Origin of the sequence: Pseudomonas fluorescens (assembly GCF_001902145.1) — a bacterium.
Taxonomy (GTDB): Bacteria; Pseudomonadota; Gammaproteobacteria; order Pseudomonadales; family Pseudomonadaceae; genus Aquipseudomonas; species Aquipseudomonas fluorescens_BV.
Map to the genome: position 1 here is coordinate 47,639 of NZ_MRST01000018.1, position 14,749 is coordinate 62,387.

The window sequence follows — 14,749 nt, forward strand, 5'->3', positions numbered from 1 at the left end:
TGGCGTGAATGGCATGAGCGAGCGCCTCAGCCAGGGTTGCCATGAAGTGGCAGGCAGCAGCCAGCAACAAAGCGTCGCCGCCAGCACCATGGCCGCCGCCGCGAGCGAAATGACCGCCAGCATCGAAGAAATCACCCGTCACGCCCAACGTGCCCTGGACATGGCCAGCCAGGCTGAAACCCTGGCCAAGGACGGCGGCCGGGTCATCCACCAAGTGGTCAGCGACATGGACGGCATCGCCCGTTCTGCCCAGCAGTCAGCCCAAGTGATCCGCACGCTGGACAAGGAGTCCGAGGCGATCTACAGCATTATCCAGGTGATCAAGGGGATTGCCGACCAGACCAACCTGCTGGCCCTGAACGCCGCCATCGAAGCCGCGCGCGCCGGTGAACAAGGGCGCGGCTTTGCGGTGGTGGCCGACGAAGTACGCAGCCTGGCCGGACGCACCAGCGCCTCCACCCAGGAAATCGCCAGCATGGTCGGGAGTATCCAGCAGAACACCCGGGAAGCGGTGATCAGCATGGAGGAGGGCGTTGCCCAAGTGGACAAGGGCATGGCGGTGACTGCCGAAGTGGAGCGCGCCATTCGCGAGATCCTTCAGGCTACGTTGAGTACCACTGAATTGGTCAACGATATTTCCCGCACCATCAGTGAGCAGAGCCTGGCCAGCAATGAAATTGCCCATCAGGTGGAAAGGATTGCGGGCATGTCGGAAAGCAACAGTCGAGTGATTGGAGAGACGGCGTCGACCACGGACGAATTGTCGAGTTTGGCGGGGAAGCTATCGCAGTCGGTTGATCGGTTTAGGCTGTGATGGATAACGGCTGGTTATAACTCAACTAAATGACTATTTAGTTGAGTTATGCCAACCGCATTTGCCAGAGAAAGGGCGGTTATAGCGCTTTATTTGAGACCGGTCCTAGAGGTTAGCGGGCATGAAATCGCTAATCTATGGGCCCCGGAATGCTGGCCAGAAGGCATTTCATTTAAGGCGCAAGAGATTAAAACATGTTGAAGGCTATACCCGCGTTGTTGCTTGCCACGTTTGTCATCCACACGCCGGTGGCGGTTGCCGAAACTCACTGGACTTATGGCGGCAATCACGGCCCTGCACATTGGGGCGAGGTGGGTAGCCAACTGTGCGCAGAGGGCACCCAGCAGTCGCCGATCAATGTTGATATGAAACAAGTCAAGCCGATCAAAGGGCACGAGTCAGACTTGAAGATCAATTACCACGCGGCGCCGCTCGAGCTGGTCAACAACGGCCACACTGTCCAGGCCAATGTCATTGGCGGCGGGACCGTCGACTTCAAGGACGATCAGTACCGCCTGGTGCAATTTCATTTTCATACGCCTAGCGAACACCAGATCAATCACCAGTCTTATCCGATGGAAATGCATTGGGTGAATCAAGACAAACACGGTCATTTGCTCGTGCTCGGCGTCATGCTCAAAGAGGGAAAAACCAACAAGGCGCTCTCAGAGTTCTGGCGTCAGCTTCCTGCCAACGAAGGAGGAAAAGTTGCGTTGGACGCCAAAGCCTCGCCGGATCTTGGTAGCGTCCTGCCCAGTGCAAGCCACCATCTGTTCTACAAAGGCTCGCTGACGACGCCGCCCTGTACAGAGGATGTTCAGTGGGTCTTGTTCGAACAGCCCATCGAGTTGTCAAAAGCGCAGATTCATAAATTCCTTCAGTTGTTTCCCGAAAATCATCGGCCACCCCAGCGAATCAATGATCGTGAGGTTGATGAGGACTGAGACGCACAGGTTTTGAGGTGGCAGCGTGTAAGTCGTTTTACACGCTGAAATCTGACGAGTACTGGGCCTGATTACGTAATACGATATTACGCATAATGTATATTATGTTAAATAACATGTCATGCCGGAGATGCATTGCCAGTACAAGCGGCCTTTCGTCCTCAGCTTGATATCACTGAGCCATCAGTGCGTAAATTCAACCTCGATAACTCCAACACGAGATTGAGCATGGACGTGCTGCACAGGCTGAAAGATACCTACGTCAAAGAACGCGAAGCTACAACGATGAGACACCATTTCACCTTGCGAGGATTCTTTTCTCGCTTGTTTAATGCTGAGAAATACTGGGATCAACTGACCACGCATGAAAGCCGTTTGCTCGATCTAAGCGCTCAAACGTTGTCCGACATCGTTGGCCAGGAACCCAAAACCCCGGCGGAGCTGAAAACCTACCAACTGATTCTGAAAAACATCAACGCCAAACTCACAGAACGAGGAAATTTTCTTTTAGCGCTTGTCACACTGATCACTGCCTTTGGTTTGACTAAGACTACCGACATGTTCGATTGGAGCAGTATGTCCACGGGCAAGGTCAAGCTGCTTGCGTCCACAGACAGCCTGATGTTGCTTATCATTGCGGGCATTATGATTGTGTTTGCAGTGAAAGATGCGCTGCGCATGCGTAACCGCGCAGCGATACACGAAGAGTTAGTCAACGTAATCGAGCGGTATCTGCAGGGTACGGAAATCAGAGTTGCTCCACCCCCCCCAGCCGATTAACGAATCAAACGGCGTGGAAAGCGCATCTTTAAAATGATTTTCAACCAGAAAACCTATTCCGCTCTGTTCAAGGCAGGCGCTGTGGTGATCGGTATTGCGTTAGTCGGTATGTCGCAAACCGCACTCACACTTTACGAAAAAGAAGTGGATGCTTACACCAGTAAATTCAAATTGGAAGCCATTACCCACCGACCATTGGAACAACCGGACTGCAAATTTCTTGGGGCGCTGGAAGCTGAGTGTTTTATGGCAAAGCACAAAGTCAATACTTCCGACAGCGCTGTAGGTTTGTTGGGCACCGTAGTGAACATCGCATTAGGAGGTGGTTTATGCTGCTTTTTAGCTGCGATATTCGTCTTCGTTTGCACGCCATTTGTTTGCCAAACCATTGCGAAATAAGCCCTGACAAGCTCGACGCGCCCTCACCCATAACTCGGCTTGTTCCCATGGTGGTCCAGGCGGCCAAGCTTATACGAGCTTGATGACGTCCATAAAAATGCGGAGGAGCTTCCCAGCCTCCTCCGCTCTGCCGAGGCGGGCTCAGCTTAAAAACAAGATCAGACGAGTTGATCGCCTTCTGGGGAACAGAGCTCTACAAAGCAATATACCAATGATTTTGATGAATATTATTTCTATGCTGACCGGGCGGTTATCTGTGGACTGGAGTGGTTATCCGTCACAGGATAACCACGTACTCAGGGCCGGCTTTTTATGTGACGGGCGCTCACACCACTTGACAAAAAATACTTCTCTGGCTATACAAACACTGCACATGGTTTTTTTCTAAACAAGAACTATTAATTAACGAGAAATGATATGACCTCATCATCACTGAAAGAAGCACTGCGATTTTTCGAGGAGACTCAGGCTGAAAATGAATTCAAAAGACTTGACTCTGATGAAGATGGCTTTATCACTAAAGCCGAATTTGTTACAGATCTTCTTAGTAGTCTTAGTAATATTGGATGGGATGAAGAAAGAATTAAAAAACAAATCCCACTGCTAGACGAAAATATAAAAAGGCTAGATCTTGATGGCGATGATAAAATTAACCTGCACGAATTTACAGAAGAGCATCTGCGTCTGAAGAAGATAATATAGGTGGCAGCATTAGTTATATCTATAAATTTATCCCAATAGGCTGCTCTCAGCCTTGAATGCTAATATCAATTCATTCTCTTCTCATACGTGAGGTTACGCAAGTTTGTACATTTCAAAAGGAAAACGATACTTTTGCGTATCGTTTTCCAACACTTAACCCGCCAGACACTTCGTTGCACATCCACATTCAAGTCGAATGCTTGATTGCTATCGATATAAGCTCCGACAATATCATTGAAGTCAAACGAAAGTTCACCCTCCTCCTTTGCTAAACGCCTTTTTGCCGCTGACTCTCGCTCCCAGGTTGTCAATTTGCGCGCTCGAACATCGCTAACAGTTCTATGCTCAGTTTATCTGGGTGCATTTGCAGTTCTGTGGAGAGTGATCTAGCTCCCTCGCAGTCGTTTATCAGCAAATAGTCATCAAATACAGCCGGAAACTCCTCGGGCGGCAGGACAAGGCCGCGTGCATGAGCGATTTCGAGAGCAAGCATGCCAATGCTGCTGAATCTTTCCACTTGCCACCCAACGGTGGCAAGTTGATCGAAGGGCCTAAGTTTTATTCGCGCTGTATACGCCGGTACCGTCACCCAAGCAGCCGGCGGCTTGGGCGGCGCCGCCGCCAGCGGCGGCGGTGGCGTATTGAGCACCGCCCCAGTTGGTGGCGTCGCTGGCGTTGCCGATGCCAGCGTTGCTGGTGCCGGTAATTCTAACGTTGCCGTCAGGATGTAGTAAGTTTGCTTGATTTTTTGCGTCCTCTGGGCTACTAGCCTCAACGGTGTCAGTAAGTACGACCTTACTATCGTAATTATAAGAATACGTAGGCATTTTTATGCTCCTCAATATAGTAAGCAAAGGGACCAAGCATCAGAATGAACGTTGCTGCGTATATAAAATAGATCAATTTCAAAAGTCCGCACTCAAGCAACTATATTTTTTTGGAATTAAGCCAGTCACTCTTGCGTCTAAGGAAGTATGAGCGCTCAAAAAATAGGTGACCTGATAAAATCAGGTTTTGACGCTTTTTAATTCATGTCTTTTCCTTGAATTACACCTTTTCTCTGTGCATTTCGCGCATCACAGGCGCACCTCTCCCGCAACCAACAGCCGTTTTCGCATCATTCACATGTTCGACAGGGCAAATAGCGCGGTCTGTTGCAACTTGCGATGATTATTTGTCGAAGCTCGCAACGGTCATTTACTCTGCACTCGATAAATATGCGAAACCACCCGCCTAGTCGCCTCCTCAACCGTTCCTTCATTCCGGCATAGAACCCAACCGTTATCTACGACAGCTCGCTCAAACGCCTCAGTACAAACAATCTGCTCCTCCAGCTTATACATCACCGTACTGCTCAAGCCCCGTGGCCGCGCTGCCGCCCTGGCCCATGAAATCTCGGCAGCGGTAACCACCCCAACATGCAGGTCTGGCATTCGTACCTGTCGATCAAGGTTCATCTGAAGAATGTCGGCAAACGGAATCAGCCGCCGAAACGCCGCATCTGACGGGTACCAGCGGTCCATCAGGATGATGCTGTCAGTTGGCTGTTGAGTCAGCACGTGCTGGGAGATCCAGCGACGGCTCTCGGCAAAGCGTTCACAAACCTCAATCTCCAAGTCCCGGCTGGGGTTTCTGGCGAGTTGGTTAACGAGGGTCATTGTTTCAGCCCTGTAGGGATCGCTTTTTTTCTCGCACAGTCGCACCACCTTATGCTTGTCTGCCCTCAGTGCTTTGGTGACGGCCTCCAACAGCGTGGTTTTGCCGGTTCCCTTGGGCCCATCCAGTGATACAAACAGTGCACGATTCATTTCGATAACAGTCGGTTCTTTACGAGCGCCGATAGTATCTCAATCGGCTGATACAGCCATCAGCAGGTTGGCCTCGCCTTTGAAAGGCTCAGGCGTGTGTGAGCCCCCTCCTCGCTACCGCCCACGTCGCAATCAACCGCTGCGGGGTCTGGCAGGCTTTGCGCTTGAGCACGAAGTTGCGACACTTCTCGGCAAACTGCTGGTGGTTTTCCACCATGTCCAATCGCATCTGTGCCAACTCGCGTTCGCGACAGCGTTCAACTTGCTGGATATCCAGCGTGGCTTTACGTGTGCGTGCATGAAGGTACTTATCATCGGTCAGCGCGCGCTCGGCCTGTTGCAACAGCCACAGGCCAAATGCCTGTGGGCAACGGGGGCCGATAGCCTGAACCATGCCGTACTGCTGGGCCTGGATGGCGCTGATGGGCAGGCATTCTTCGGTAAGCTTATGCGCGATTTCGCTGCCCACGGCCCGTGGCAGGCTGTAGGTCCAGTATTCGGAGCCGTAGAGTCCCATGGTCTTGTAGTGCGGGTTGAGCACGACACCTTCGCGGGCCAATACAATGTCGGCGGCCAGCGCCAGCATCACGCCGCCTGCGCCTGCGCTGCCGGTCAGGCCGCTGATCACCAGTTGCCTGGCGGTGAGCAGTTCCAGGCACACATCGTCGATGGCTTGAATGTTGGCCCAGGCTTCCAGCCCCGGCACTTCGGCGGCCTGGATGACGTTGAGGTGCACCCCATTGGAAAAGCTGCCGCGCCCGCCCTTGATCAGCAACACTTGGGTATCTCGCGCCTTGGCCCAGCGCAACGCAGCGACCAGCCGCTGGCATTGTTCGGTGCTCATGGCGCCGTTGTAGAACTCGAACGTCAGTTCGCCGATGTGGCCGAACTCCTGGTAGCGAATCGGTTGATAGACCCGCTCGTTGAACGGCTGGCGGGCGATTGAGCTGTCCAGCACCGGAATGCCGGCCAGCCTTTGCGCCAATACGTGCCGTGCCGGCAGCTTGAAGGTCTCCGGGCCTTTGGGTTTGAGCGAGCCGATCCACAGGCTGTGATCTCCGGCCGCCACCAACACAGCGTCGTCCTGTACCGCGAGGATTTCTCCGGGAGTGCCCTGGCGGGCGTCCAAGTGCGCGTCGTAGAGGTAATATTGCCCGCCCAGCAGACTCGCCAGCACACCGGGCTGGCCATCGGCAGCGTCGATGCTGCGCTTGATAAAGGCTGCGCAATCGAACCAACTGAAGGTGCGGTCAGCCTGGGTCATGTTCGGCTGCAAGCGTCCGATGACACTGGGTTGGGTGTAATCAAGCGGTGTCGGCACGAAGCCCTTGGCGAATTTCGCCACTACGTCACGGATGCAGGTGATCGCGGCGTCACTCACCAGGCCGTTGTACAGCTCGGATTTGCGCACCTGGTCGGGCATGCCGAATTCACAGGTGGACCATATCGGCCCTGCGTCCATTTCCTCCACCGCTTGCAAGGCGGTGACGCCCCAACGGCGGGCTTGCAGGGTGATGGCCCAATCCAGCGCACTGGCACCACGGTCACCAACGATGCCCGGATGGATGATCACCACCGGGCGCTGCGGATGGCTCCACAGTTGGTGCGGCACACGGTCCTTCAAAAATGGGCAGATCACCAGCTCGGCGCCTGACGCCTCGACCTGCTGGCACACGGTGGCTTGATCGGTGAATACCACAACGCTGGGGTCGTGACCCGCCTGGCGCAGATCCAGCCAGGCCCGTTGGGTCAAACCGTTGAATGCCGATGATAACAACAGGATCTTCAGTGATCGCATGGCTGACTCTTCCTTGAGAATGTGCGACCAGAGCTGCTCGTTGAACCGTCCCTGGCCTTCGATGAGCACCAAAGATTATAGCGCGGGCCAGCACGGTCACCTGATCGAGATCAATAGTCGGGTTCTGTTGTTCTCAAGGCTCGGCCGATGAAAGCGGCTTATTTTTTCTGAATCACTGCGCAGCCCACTCATCAAACGAACATGCCCTGCTCGGGTTTGCCTTGTTAACCGTAACGGAGCCACGTTCATGTTCGAGAAAGCGCATTACCTCATCAGCTTCATCCTCGACAACCAGCCACAAAGCCGCACGCTTGAGCACGATGCCGACACGCTGGACCCGCAATGGGCCGAGTCCCTGCTCAGGCAGCGCTTCGCAGAGCTCAAGGACGCGAAATTGAGCGACGTCCAGGTGCAAAAACGCAACAAGCCCGCCGATGAAGGGCATGACATTCCAGGGCATTACCAGCAGCCATGATTGGCGTATCAGAAAAGCGCTGCCCGTTTATCAATCACTGAATATTCGGAGGACCTATGAACCCGACAACTCAAGGTTTGACCTGTGCCTGCCCAGGCTGCACCTGCCAGGTGACCCATGACACGCGTCACCAGCGCAACGGCAAAGCCTACTGCAGCCAGGCATGCGCCGACTTGCACCCCCAGGGTCAAGCGTGCCCCAGTGCCGATTGCCATTGCGAGTCGAATGTGAAGGTGCAAGACCGCGCTGTCAGCGATAGCCAGCTCGACGAGGCGATCGAAGAAACCTTTCCTGCGAGCGATCCCATATCGCCTTGATCATTCAGACACATTAGGAAAACGGGGGCTGCATCGTGGCTCTAGGGTCTAGCAGTTGACAGCCCCCGGCAAAACTCAACAACCTGCACCTCTCACCGCCCTGCCCTGAGGCTGCCCTTGGACTATTTCACCGCGCTCACCGCCTTCATCGAAGCCGCCGAAGGCAACAATTTCTCGCGTGCCGCCGAGCGCCTGGGAATCAAGGCCTCAACGGTTTCACGCTATGTGAAGGACCTCGAGCAGGACCTGGGCATAGCGCTGTTCAACCGCTCCACACGCACGCTGCATCTGACCGAAGGCGGCCAGACCTTCCTGATACACGCACGCAAGGTATTGGATGAGCTGGAACACGCCAAGGCCGCCACGTCTGCGCTGAACCAGCATCCCCGCGGCGTGTTGAAACTCAACCTGCCACCGGCGTTTGCTCGGCATCACATCCTGCCGGCGTTGAATGACTTTCTGGTGCGCTACCCGCAAATCAGCGTGGAACTGGTGCTGGATAACACCCAGGTCAATCTGATTCATGCCGGCGTCGACTTAGCCATACGCATTGGCGAGCTGGCCGATTCGACGCTCAAGGCACGCAAACTCAGTGACGGCCTCTACCGCTTGGTGGTCAGCCCGGCGTTTGGCATGCAGCACCCTCCTCCTTCCACGCCCACGGACCTGGCCGGTTTGCCTGCGGTGCTGGGCACGGCTATCGCCGGCGATATCAGTTTTGTATCCGCCAGCCGCGCGTTGCCGTTGCTGCATGACGGCGTTATTCGAATCAATGACCTGGACGCGCAACTCATCGCCGTGCGCCAAGGCCTGGGCTTTGCGCTGTTGCCGGACTGGCTGGTGGCACGAAGTATCGAGGCCGGCGAGTTGGTAGTCTGGCTACCGCAATGGCATATCCAGGGCGTGGAGCGGGCGTTTGCCGTGTGGTTTGTCTACCCGCCCAAGCGCATCGTGTCATCCAAGGTCCGGTGTTTTATCGACTTTATCGTTGAACGACTGGGCGAAACACCGCACTGGAAGTGACTCAACTGAAGCGAATATCCAACGCGCGCAAGTAGGTTTGCAGCCCAGCGTCCTGAATCGGGATCAGGAACGCCTCGCTAGCCGATTCATTAAAATGCGCATGCCAGTAACCCGGTGGCGTGACAAACGCCAGGCCGGGCGACCAGTCCACCCGCTGCGGGTTACGGATCTGCCCATCCGCGTCCAGCTCGGTACCCACCAGGGAATAACAACCCTTGGGGCAATCAATAATGAAGTCCAGTGCAATCGACTGATGCCGATGGGGTTTCTGCACCGATCCTGCCGGCAGAATCCCGTACATGGCCCACAGCACGTGGGTCACCGTGCGTGTCTGCGGAAAATGGCGGTTGCCCAGCAGGATGCTGATGCGGCTGCGGTCCTGTGCCCTGGGATCATCGGCCGCTTCACGCAACTTCGCGTTGGCCAGTGCTGCTGGGTACAGGGTCGGCGCAAAGCGATCGGCGCTGGGTGTCACCCCCAGGTAACGCAGCAACGGCTCATCGTGCACATAGTAAAGGCGCGCATCCTCGCGGGCACTGAAGTGCGCCTGCTGTAATCCCGGCAGGGCGATAAAGCAGCCCTTGGACCATTGAATCTCATACTCCCCCTGAACCAGGCTGCCCTCCCCGGCAATCACGTAGAACACCTGGGAAGTGGCGTTGGGTTGCAGGGTCAGCGTGTCGCCACGGTTAAGGCGCATGAAGTTCGCGCATAACCCGGGGCCTGTCGCAGGACCTTCGCAGCCCAAGGCGTCGCTGAGGTCCAGCGGTACCAAGCGGGAGGGGCCACTGTCATACAGCGAGGCCGGAAAGCTGTGGTAGGGAATGCGGGAAATCAGGTTGGCACTGATGGGATTCGCCGCCTTGCTGTACTCGAAGTACTCGGCGTCCACTTGGTTGATATCCGTCAGTGCGGGGTCCAATTCACGGTTCATCAGGCTCACCTCAGTCTTGGGCTGGATCGCGCAGCGCGGTTGAACGCGCTGCACGGGGTGAGTGGACTATAGGCATTGCGCCGGGGTGGATTAATGCCTGTGACGGCACAGCAGTTATGCGAAACGGGGCAGTTAACGCAACTGGAACCAGGTGGTTTTCAACTGCGTGTACTTATCAAACGAATGCAGCGACAAATCACGCCCGAACCCCGACTGTTTGCCGCCGCCAAACGGCACGGTCACGTCCAGGGCGTCAATGGTGTTGACCGACACGGTACCGGCATTCAGGGCACGCGCCACGCGATGCGCACGGTTCAGGTCATCACTCCACACCGATGCCGCCAGGCCGTAGACGCTGTCGTTGGCTTGCTGTACGGCCTGTTCTTCGGTATCGAAGGCACTCACCGCCAGCACGGGGCCAAACACCTCCTCACGGGACAGGCTCATGTCAGCGGTGACGTTGGCGAATATCGTCGGCTGGATGAAGTTTGAACACCCCTCGATGTTCACCTGTAGGCCACCGGTCAACAGCGTGGCGCCTTCTGCGCGAGCCTGCCCGATGGCTTGCATGATGCGTGCGGTTTGCCCGCTGTCGACAATTGCACCGGCGGCGCTGGCGGGGTTCAGTGGGTTGCCGGGCATCCAGGCGTGGGATTTATCGATCAGGCGCTCGATGAACTCGTCGTGGATGCAGCGTTGCACGTAGAGGCGCGAATTGGCCGAGCACACTTCGCCCTGATTGAAGAAAATCCCAAAGGCTGCCTTCTCTGCCGCCAGGTCCAGGTCCTGACAGTCTGCAAACACCAGGTTCGGGCTCTTGCCACCACACTCCAGCCACACCTGTTTGAGGTTGGACTGCGCGGAGTACTGCATGAAGTACTTGCCCACTTGGGTCGAACCGGTAAACACCAGGCAATCGACGTCCGGGTGCAACCCCAGCGCCTTGCCGGCGCCCTCGCCCATGCCTGGCACCACGTTCAGCACGCCCTCGGGCATACCCGCCTCCAACGCCAGTTGGGCCAGGCGCAGGGCGGAAAACGGCGATTGCTCAGCGGGCTTGAGCACCACGCTGTTGCCGGCCGCCAAGGCGGGTGCCAGTTTCCAGGCGGCCATGTCCAGCGGGAAATTCCACGGCACCACGGCTGCAATCACGCCCAATGCTTCGCGGGTGATGGTCGCCAACGCGCTGTGGGCAGTCGGCGCGACCTGATCGTAGATCTTGTCCAGGGCTTCACCGTACCAGGCGAAAACATGGGCCGCGCCGGGCACGTCGACGTTATAGGCGTCCATTACCGGCTTGCCCATGTTCAGGGAGTCCAGCAGTGCGAGTTCTTCGCGGTGGGTCATCAATAGGTCGGCGAGTTTGATCAGGATTTTTTTGCGTTCGCCTGGAGGCATGCGCCGCCAGGGGCCGTTGTCAAAGGCGCGGCGTGCAGAGCGCACTGCCAAGTCCACTTCAACCTCATCGCAGGCGGCGACACGTGCAAGGAGCTGGTTGGTCGCCGGGTTGATGGCGTCAAAGGTCGCCCCGGACTGCGCGGCGACGGCCTGGCCGTCGATCAAGGCGGTGTTGATGAAGGCTTGACGGGCAGCGCGTTGCTGCCAGTAGTCGAAGTTGAACATGCTGTACTCCTATGTAATGGGGTCTAATCCAACGCGGCGGCAAACCCGACGCCGAACGCAATGCTCAAGGCAACGCAGTGCCAATGTGGGAGCGGGCTTGCTCGCGAAGGCGGTGTATCAGTCAATATCAATGTTTGCTGGGCCGACGTTTTCGCGAGCAAGCCCGCTCCCACAGGGGGCCTGCGCTTGACTGATTGGCATTAGGGAAAACCGATTTTTTTCTTATTCGGCTATGTGCAGTTCCGGCATCCCCACCCGGAACCCGCGGGTAAGGCACAGCAAACACAGCAGCCCCAGGCCCATCCAGCACAAGCCGATGGTGAACGACAGGCCGGACAGGCTCGTCCACAACCACAGCGTGCTGAGAAACCCCAGGCCCGGCAGTGCGGCGTACAGCAGATAGTTGCGCGTACCGCGCAGCTTCTGGTCGCCCAGGTAATGCTTGATCACGGCCAGGTTCACCGCCGAAAACGCGAACAGCGCGCCAAAGCTGATCATGTTGGCCACGGTGTCCAGGCTGATAAACAGCGCAATCAGCGAAAACAGGCTGACCAACATGATCGCGTTGGCCGGCACGCGTTTTTTCGTCACCAGCTTGCCGAATACCCTGGGCAATGCGCCGTCGCGGCCCATGGCGAACAGCACGCGGGACACGCTGGCCTGGGAGACCATCGCGGAGGCGAAACAGCCCGCCACATAGGTGGCGGTAAACGCACTCACCAGCAGCTCGCCGCCGACCCGGCGCATCACATCGACCGAAGCGGAGTCGGGATCGGCAAAACTATTCCATTGCGGGAAGACCATCTGGGCGCAATACGACACCACCAAAAACAGCAACCCACCGATCAGCGACACCGCCATGATCGCCTGCGGAATAGTACGGCGCGGGTCCGGCGTCTCCTCGGCCATGGTCGATACCGCATCAAAACCCAGGAACGACAAGCACAGCACCGCCGCGCCGGTCATGATCAGCGGTACGCTGAAACCTTCATGGTGAAACGGCTTGAGCAGCGAAACCGGCTCGGCCTGCCCACTCAGGTTGTGGATCGACAACGCCACGAACACCACGATGAACACCAGTTGGGCCACGATCAGCACCCAATTGACCCGGGTAATCGACTCGATACCCACCAGATTCAGCGCCGTCACCAGGGCAATGGAGCCCAATACCCATACGGCGGTGGGCACGGTAGGAAAGTATTCGGACAGGTAGATGCCGATCAGCAAATAGCTGAGCAGCGGCAGGAAGATGTAGTCCAGCAGCAAGGTCCAGCCGGCGATAAAACCGAAAGAGGCGCCAAACGCCTTGCGTGTGTAGGTGTAGACCGAGCCCGAATAAGGGTGCGCCTTGACCATGCACCCATAGCTGTAGGCCGTCAGCAGCATGGCCGCCAGGGTCAACAGGTAAGCGGTGGCCAGGTGGCCCTTGGTCATTTGCGTCACCAGGCCGTAGGTGGTGAACACCGCCAGCGGCACCATATACGCCAGGCCGAACAGCACCAGGCCGACAAGGCCCAGGGGTTGTCGAAAGCGGCGCGATGAGGTTGGTTGGGTTGGGGTTTGATGGGCGGGAGTATCGGCTACGTTTGTTATTGTATTCATTGCTGACTCCTGGAAAGTGGAATGCAGGGCGCCGCGGCGTTCGATCAAATCGACGCCTTTGATGAGTCATCCATTGGGAGCGGTGGGCAGGCCGCTATGGGGCGCCCACTCTGTTCAACCGAAGCGGCATGCAGGGGCTCAGCCCTTCACAGTTTTCCCGCGATCCGTGCGGTGCGGTCCACCGCAATGCGGGTCTTGTCGACCAGCTCATCGAGCTCCGCGCGGCTGGCCACCAGGGCCGGCGCCATGATCATGCGGCCCAGGGTCGAGCGGATGATCACGCCTTCTTCAAAGCCAAAAGTGCGGCATTGCCAGGCCAGGTCGTTTTCATTGGCAAAGCGTTTGCGCGTGGCCTTGTCCTCGACAAACTGCAAGGCTGCCAGCAGGCCGGTGCCCTGGATCTCGCCGATCAGCGGGTGGTTGCCAAAGACTTCGTGCAGGAGCTTGTGCAAATACGGCCCGGTGTCGTCCTTCACCTGGCGCACGATCCCTTCGTCACGCAGGGCCTTGAGGTTGGCCAGGGCCACCGCCGCCGCAACCGGGTGCCCGGAATACGTCAGGCCATGGGCAAACACTCCACCCCGCTCCACCAAGGCTTCGGCCATGCGCTTGCTCAATACCAAACCACCCATGGGCAGGTAACCGGAGGTCAGGCCCTTGGCGATCGACAAGGTGTCGGGTTCGAAGCCGAAATACTGATGGGCAAACCACTCACCGGTACGGCCAAAACCGCCAATCACTTCATCAGCGCACAGCAGCACGTCGTATTGGCGACAGATACGCTGGATCTCTGGCCAGTAGCTTTCTGGGGGGAAAATCATGCCGCCGGCGCCCTGGAAAGGTTCAGCGATAAAACCGGCGACGTTTTGCGCGCCCAACTCCAGGATCTTTTCTTCCAGTTGCAGGGCGCAGCGCCGCCCGAACTCGGCCGGGGTCAAGTCACCGCCCTGGGCGTACCAATAAGGCTCATCAATGTGCGCGACGTCCGGGATCAAACCGCCCATCTCGTGCATGAATTTCATGCCGCCCAGGGCAGACGCCGCCAGGGTGGAGCCGTGATAGCCGTTCCAGCGGCCGATCATGGTCTTCTTCTGCGGCTTGCCGAGCACCTGCCAGTAGCGGCGTACGGTGCGGATCAGCACCTCGTTGGCTTCGGAACCGGAATTGGTGTAGATCACATGGCTGTAGTGCCCTGGCAACAGGCTGAACAGCAACTCGGACAGCTCGATCACCGCCGGATGGGTGGTGTGAAAGAACATGTTGTAGTACGCCAACTGATCCATCTGCGCAGCCGCCGCAGCCGTCAGGTCCTTGCGGCCATAACCCAACTGCGTGCACCACAGGCCCGACATCCCGTCCAGGTAGCGCTTACCCTCGCTGTCCCACAGGTACAGGCCCTCACCGCGGACCATTACGCGTGGGCCTTCGGCATTCAGCGCCTTTTGATCCACAAAGGCATGGATATGGTGGGCCGCGTCCGAGGCCTGGTAGTCCTGGGTCTGGCGTTGCGGTTCAAAGGGTAGGTTCATG

General features: G+C 57.0%; 16 protein-coding genes and 1 pseudogene. 9 read left to right on the forward strand and 8 right to left on the reverse strand.

Annotated features, from left to right (window positions below; genetic code table 11):
- Positions 1-88 precede the first annotated feature (88 nt).
- From BUE92_RS29245 to BUE92_RS05310, 6 genes and pseudogenes are all read left to right on the forward strand, one after another.
- A complete protein-coding gene (locus BUE92_RS29245) occupies positions 89-814 on the forward strand; it encodes a methyl-accepting chemotaxis protein (protein WP_370712708.1) in 726 nt (241 codons plus the stop codon).
- A gap of 194 nt (positions 815-1,008) precedes the next feature.
- Positions 1,009-1,758 (forward strand): carbonic anhydrase, encoded by a 750-nt coding sequence (locus BUE92_RS05295; protein WP_073522337.1) that lies wholly within the window; start codon positions 1,009-1,011, stop codon positions 1,756-1,758.
- 228 nt (positions 1,759-1,986) lie between these two features.
- Positions 1,987-2,538 (forward strand): hypothetical protein, encoded by a 552-nt coding sequence (locus tag BUE92_RS05300; RefSeq protein WP_073522339.1) that lies wholly within the window; start codon positions 1,987-1,989, stop codon positions 2,536-2,538.
- Between the two features lie 33 nt (positions 2,539-2,571).
- Positions 2,572-2,937 carry a hypothetical protein gene (locus BUE92_RS05305; RefSeq protein ID WP_073522341.1) on the forward strand — a complete coding sequence of 122 codons (366 nt, stop codon included), beginning with the start codon at positions 2,572-2,574 and terminating at the stop codon, positions 2,935-2,937.
- A gap of 127 nt (positions 2,938-3,064) precedes the next feature.
- Positions 3,065-3,265 (forward strand): annotated as a pseudogene (locus BUE92_RS27395) (IS4 family transposase); the annotation flags it as partial.
- Between the two features lie 89 nt (positions 3,266-3,354).
- On the forward strand, positions 3,355-3,639 hold the full coding sequence (locus BUE92_RS05310) for an EF-hand domain-containing protein (RefSeq protein ID WP_073522343.1): 285 nt from the start codon (positions 3,355-3,357) through the stop codon (positions 3,637-3,639).
- A 307-nt stretch (positions 3,640-3,946) separates the two neighbouring features.
- Here the strand turns inward: BUE92_RS05310 and BUE92_RS05315 are convergent, their stop codons facing one another.
- From BUE92_RS05315 to BUE92_RS05330, 4 genes are all read right to left on the reverse strand, one after another.
- Positions 3,947-4,132, reverse strand: coding sequence for a hypothetical protein (locus tag BUE92_RS05315; protein ID WP_073522345.1), 186 nt, complete (start codon positions 4,130-4,132; stop codon positions 3,947-3,949).
- Between the two features lie 58 nt (positions 4,133-4,190).
- Positions 4,191-4,466 carry a hypothetical protein gene (locus BUE92_RS05320; protein WP_073522346.1) on the reverse strand — a complete coding sequence of 92 codons (276 nt, stop codon included), beginning with the start codon at positions 4,464-4,466 and terminating at the stop codon, positions 4,191-4,193.
- 366 nt (positions 4,467-4,832) lie between these two features.
- Positions 4,833-5,447, reverse strand: coding sequence for a dTMP kinase (locus tag BUE92_RS05325; protein WP_073522347.1), 615 nt, complete (start codon positions 5,445-5,447; stop codon positions 4,833-4,835).
- Between the two features lie 88 nt (positions 5,448-5,535).
- Complete coding sequence (locus BUE92_RS05330; protein ID WP_073522348.1) at positions 5,536-7,245, reverse strand: hydrogenase maturation protein; 1,710 nt, start codon at positions 7,243-7,245, stop codon at positions 5,536-5,538.
- Positions 7,246-7,492: 247 nt separating this feature from the next.
- On the opposite strand from BUE92_RS05330, the gene BUE92_RS05335 reads away from it, so the two are divergent.
- The 3 genes from BUE92_RS05335 to BUE92_RS05345 all read left to right on the forward strand — a co-directional run bounded on the left by BUE92_RS05335 (position 7,493) and on the right by BUE92_RS05345 (position 9,060).
- The gene (locus BUE92_RS05335) at positions 7,493-7,720 is read left to right on the forward strand and encodes a hypothetical protein (RefSeq protein WP_034127424.1); all 228 of its coding nucleotides are present in this window, start codon (positions 7,493-7,495) and stop codon (positions 7,718-7,720) included.
- Between the two features lie 56 nt (positions 7,721-7,776).
- Positions 7,777-8,037 carry a metallothionein gene (locus tag BUE92_RS05340; protein WP_073522349.1) on the forward strand — a complete coding sequence of 87 codons (261 nt, stop codon included), beginning with the start codon at positions 7,777-7,779 and terminating at the stop codon, positions 8,035-8,037.
- A 117-nt stretch (positions 8,038-8,154) separates the two neighbouring features.
- On the forward strand, positions 8,155-9,060 hold the full coding sequence (locus tag BUE92_RS05345) for a LysR family transcriptional regulator (protein WP_073522350.1): 906 nt from the start codon (positions 8,155-8,157) through the stop codon (positions 9,058-9,060).
- A gap of 1 nt (position 9,061) precedes the next feature.
- On the opposite strand, the gene BUE92_RS05350 is transcribed toward BUE92_RS05345, so the two are convergent.
- The 4 genes from BUE92_RS05350 to BUE92_RS05365 form a co-directional block, all read right to left on the reverse strand.
- Positions 9,062-9,994 carry a cupin gene (locus tag BUE92_RS05350; RefSeq protein ID WP_073522351.1) on the reverse strand — a complete coding sequence of 311 codons (933 nt, stop codon included), beginning with the start codon at positions 9,992-9,994 and terminating at the stop codon, positions 9,062-9,064.
- Positions 9,995-10,126: 132 nt separating this feature from the next.
- The gene (locus BUE92_RS05355; protein ID WP_073522353.1) at positions 10,127-11,617 is read right to left on the reverse strand and encodes an aldehyde dehydrogenase; all 1,491 of its coding nucleotides are present in this window, start codon (positions 11,615-11,617) and stop codon (positions 10,127-10,129) included.
- A gap of 222 nt (positions 11,618-11,839) precedes the next feature.
- Positions 11,840-13,219 carry an APC family permease gene (locus tag BUE92_RS05360; RefSeq protein WP_073522355.1) on the reverse strand — a complete coding sequence of 460 codons (1,380 nt, stop codon included), beginning with the start codon at positions 13,217-13,219 and terminating at the stop codon, positions 11,840-11,842.
- 146 nt (positions 13,220-13,365) lie between these two features.
- Positions 13,366-14,748 carry an aspartate aminotransferase family protein gene (locus BUE92_RS05365; protein WP_073522357.1) on the reverse strand — a complete coding sequence of 461 codons (1,383 nt, stop codon included), beginning with the start codon at positions 14,746-14,748 and terminating at the stop codon, positions 13,366-13,368.
- Position 14,749 lies beyond the last annotated feature (1 nt).

Bases quoted from the DNA above. Each gene is read 5' to 3' on its own strand.
- BUE92_RS29245 (WP_370712708.1), top strand. From the start codon at position 89: ATGGCCGCCGCCGCGAGCGAAATGACCGCCAGCATCGAAGAAATCACC.
- BUE92_RS05295 (WP_073522337.1), top strand. From the start codon at position 1,009: ATGTTGAAGGCTATACCCGCGTTGTTGCTTGCCACGTTTGTCATCCAC.
- BUE92_RS05300 (WP_073522339.1), top strand. From the start codon at position 1,987: ATGGACGTGCTGCACAGGCTGAAAGATACCTACGTCAAAGAACGCGAA.
- BUE92_RS05305 (WP_073522341.1), top strand. From the start codon at position 2,572: ATGATTTTCAACCAGAAAACCTATTCCGCTCTGTTCAAGGCAGGCGCT.
- BUE92_RS05310 (WP_073522343.1), top strand. From the start codon at position 3,355: ATGACCTCATCATCACTGAAAGAAGCACTGCGATTTTTCGAGGAGACT.
- BUE92_RS05315 (WP_073522345.1), bottom strand. From the start codon at position 4,132: ATGCTTGCTCTCGAAATCGCTCATGCACGCGGCCTTGTCCTGCCGCCC.
- BUE92_RS05320 (WP_073522346.1), bottom strand. From the start codon at position 4,466: ATGCCTACGTATTCTTATAATTACGATAGTAAGGTCGTACTTACTGAC.
- BUE92_RS05325 (WP_073522347.1), bottom strand. From the start codon at position 5,447: ATGAATCGTGCACTGTTTGTATCACTGGATGGGCCCAAGGGAACCGGC.
- BUE92_RS05330 (WP_073522348.1), bottom strand. From the start codon at position 7,245: ATGCGATCACTGAAGATCCTGTTGTTATCATCGGCATTCAACGGTTTG.
- BUE92_RS05335 (WP_034127424.1), top strand. From the start codon at position 7,493: ATGTTCGAGAAAGCGCATTACCTCATCAGCTTCATCCTCGACAACCAG.
- BUE92_RS05340 (WP_073522349.1), top strand. From the start codon at position 7,777: ATGAACCCGACAACTCAAGGTTTGACCTGTGCCTGCCCAGGCTGCACC.
- BUE92_RS05350 (WP_073522351.1), bottom strand. From the start codon at position 9,994: ATGAACCGTGAATTGGACCCCGCACTGACGGATATCAACCAAGTGGAC.
- BUE92_RS05355 (WP_073522353.1), bottom strand. From the start codon at position 11,617: ATGTTCAACTTCGACTACTGGCAGCAACGCGCTGCCCGTCAAGCCTTC.
- BUE92_RS05360 (WP_073522355.1), bottom strand. From the start codon at position 13,219: ATGAATACAATAACAAACGTAGCCGATACTCCCGCCCATCAAACCCCA.
- BUE92_RS05365 (WP_073522357.1), bottom strand. From the start codon at position 14,748: ATGAACCTACCCTTTGAACCGCAACGCCAGACCCAGGACTACCAGGCC.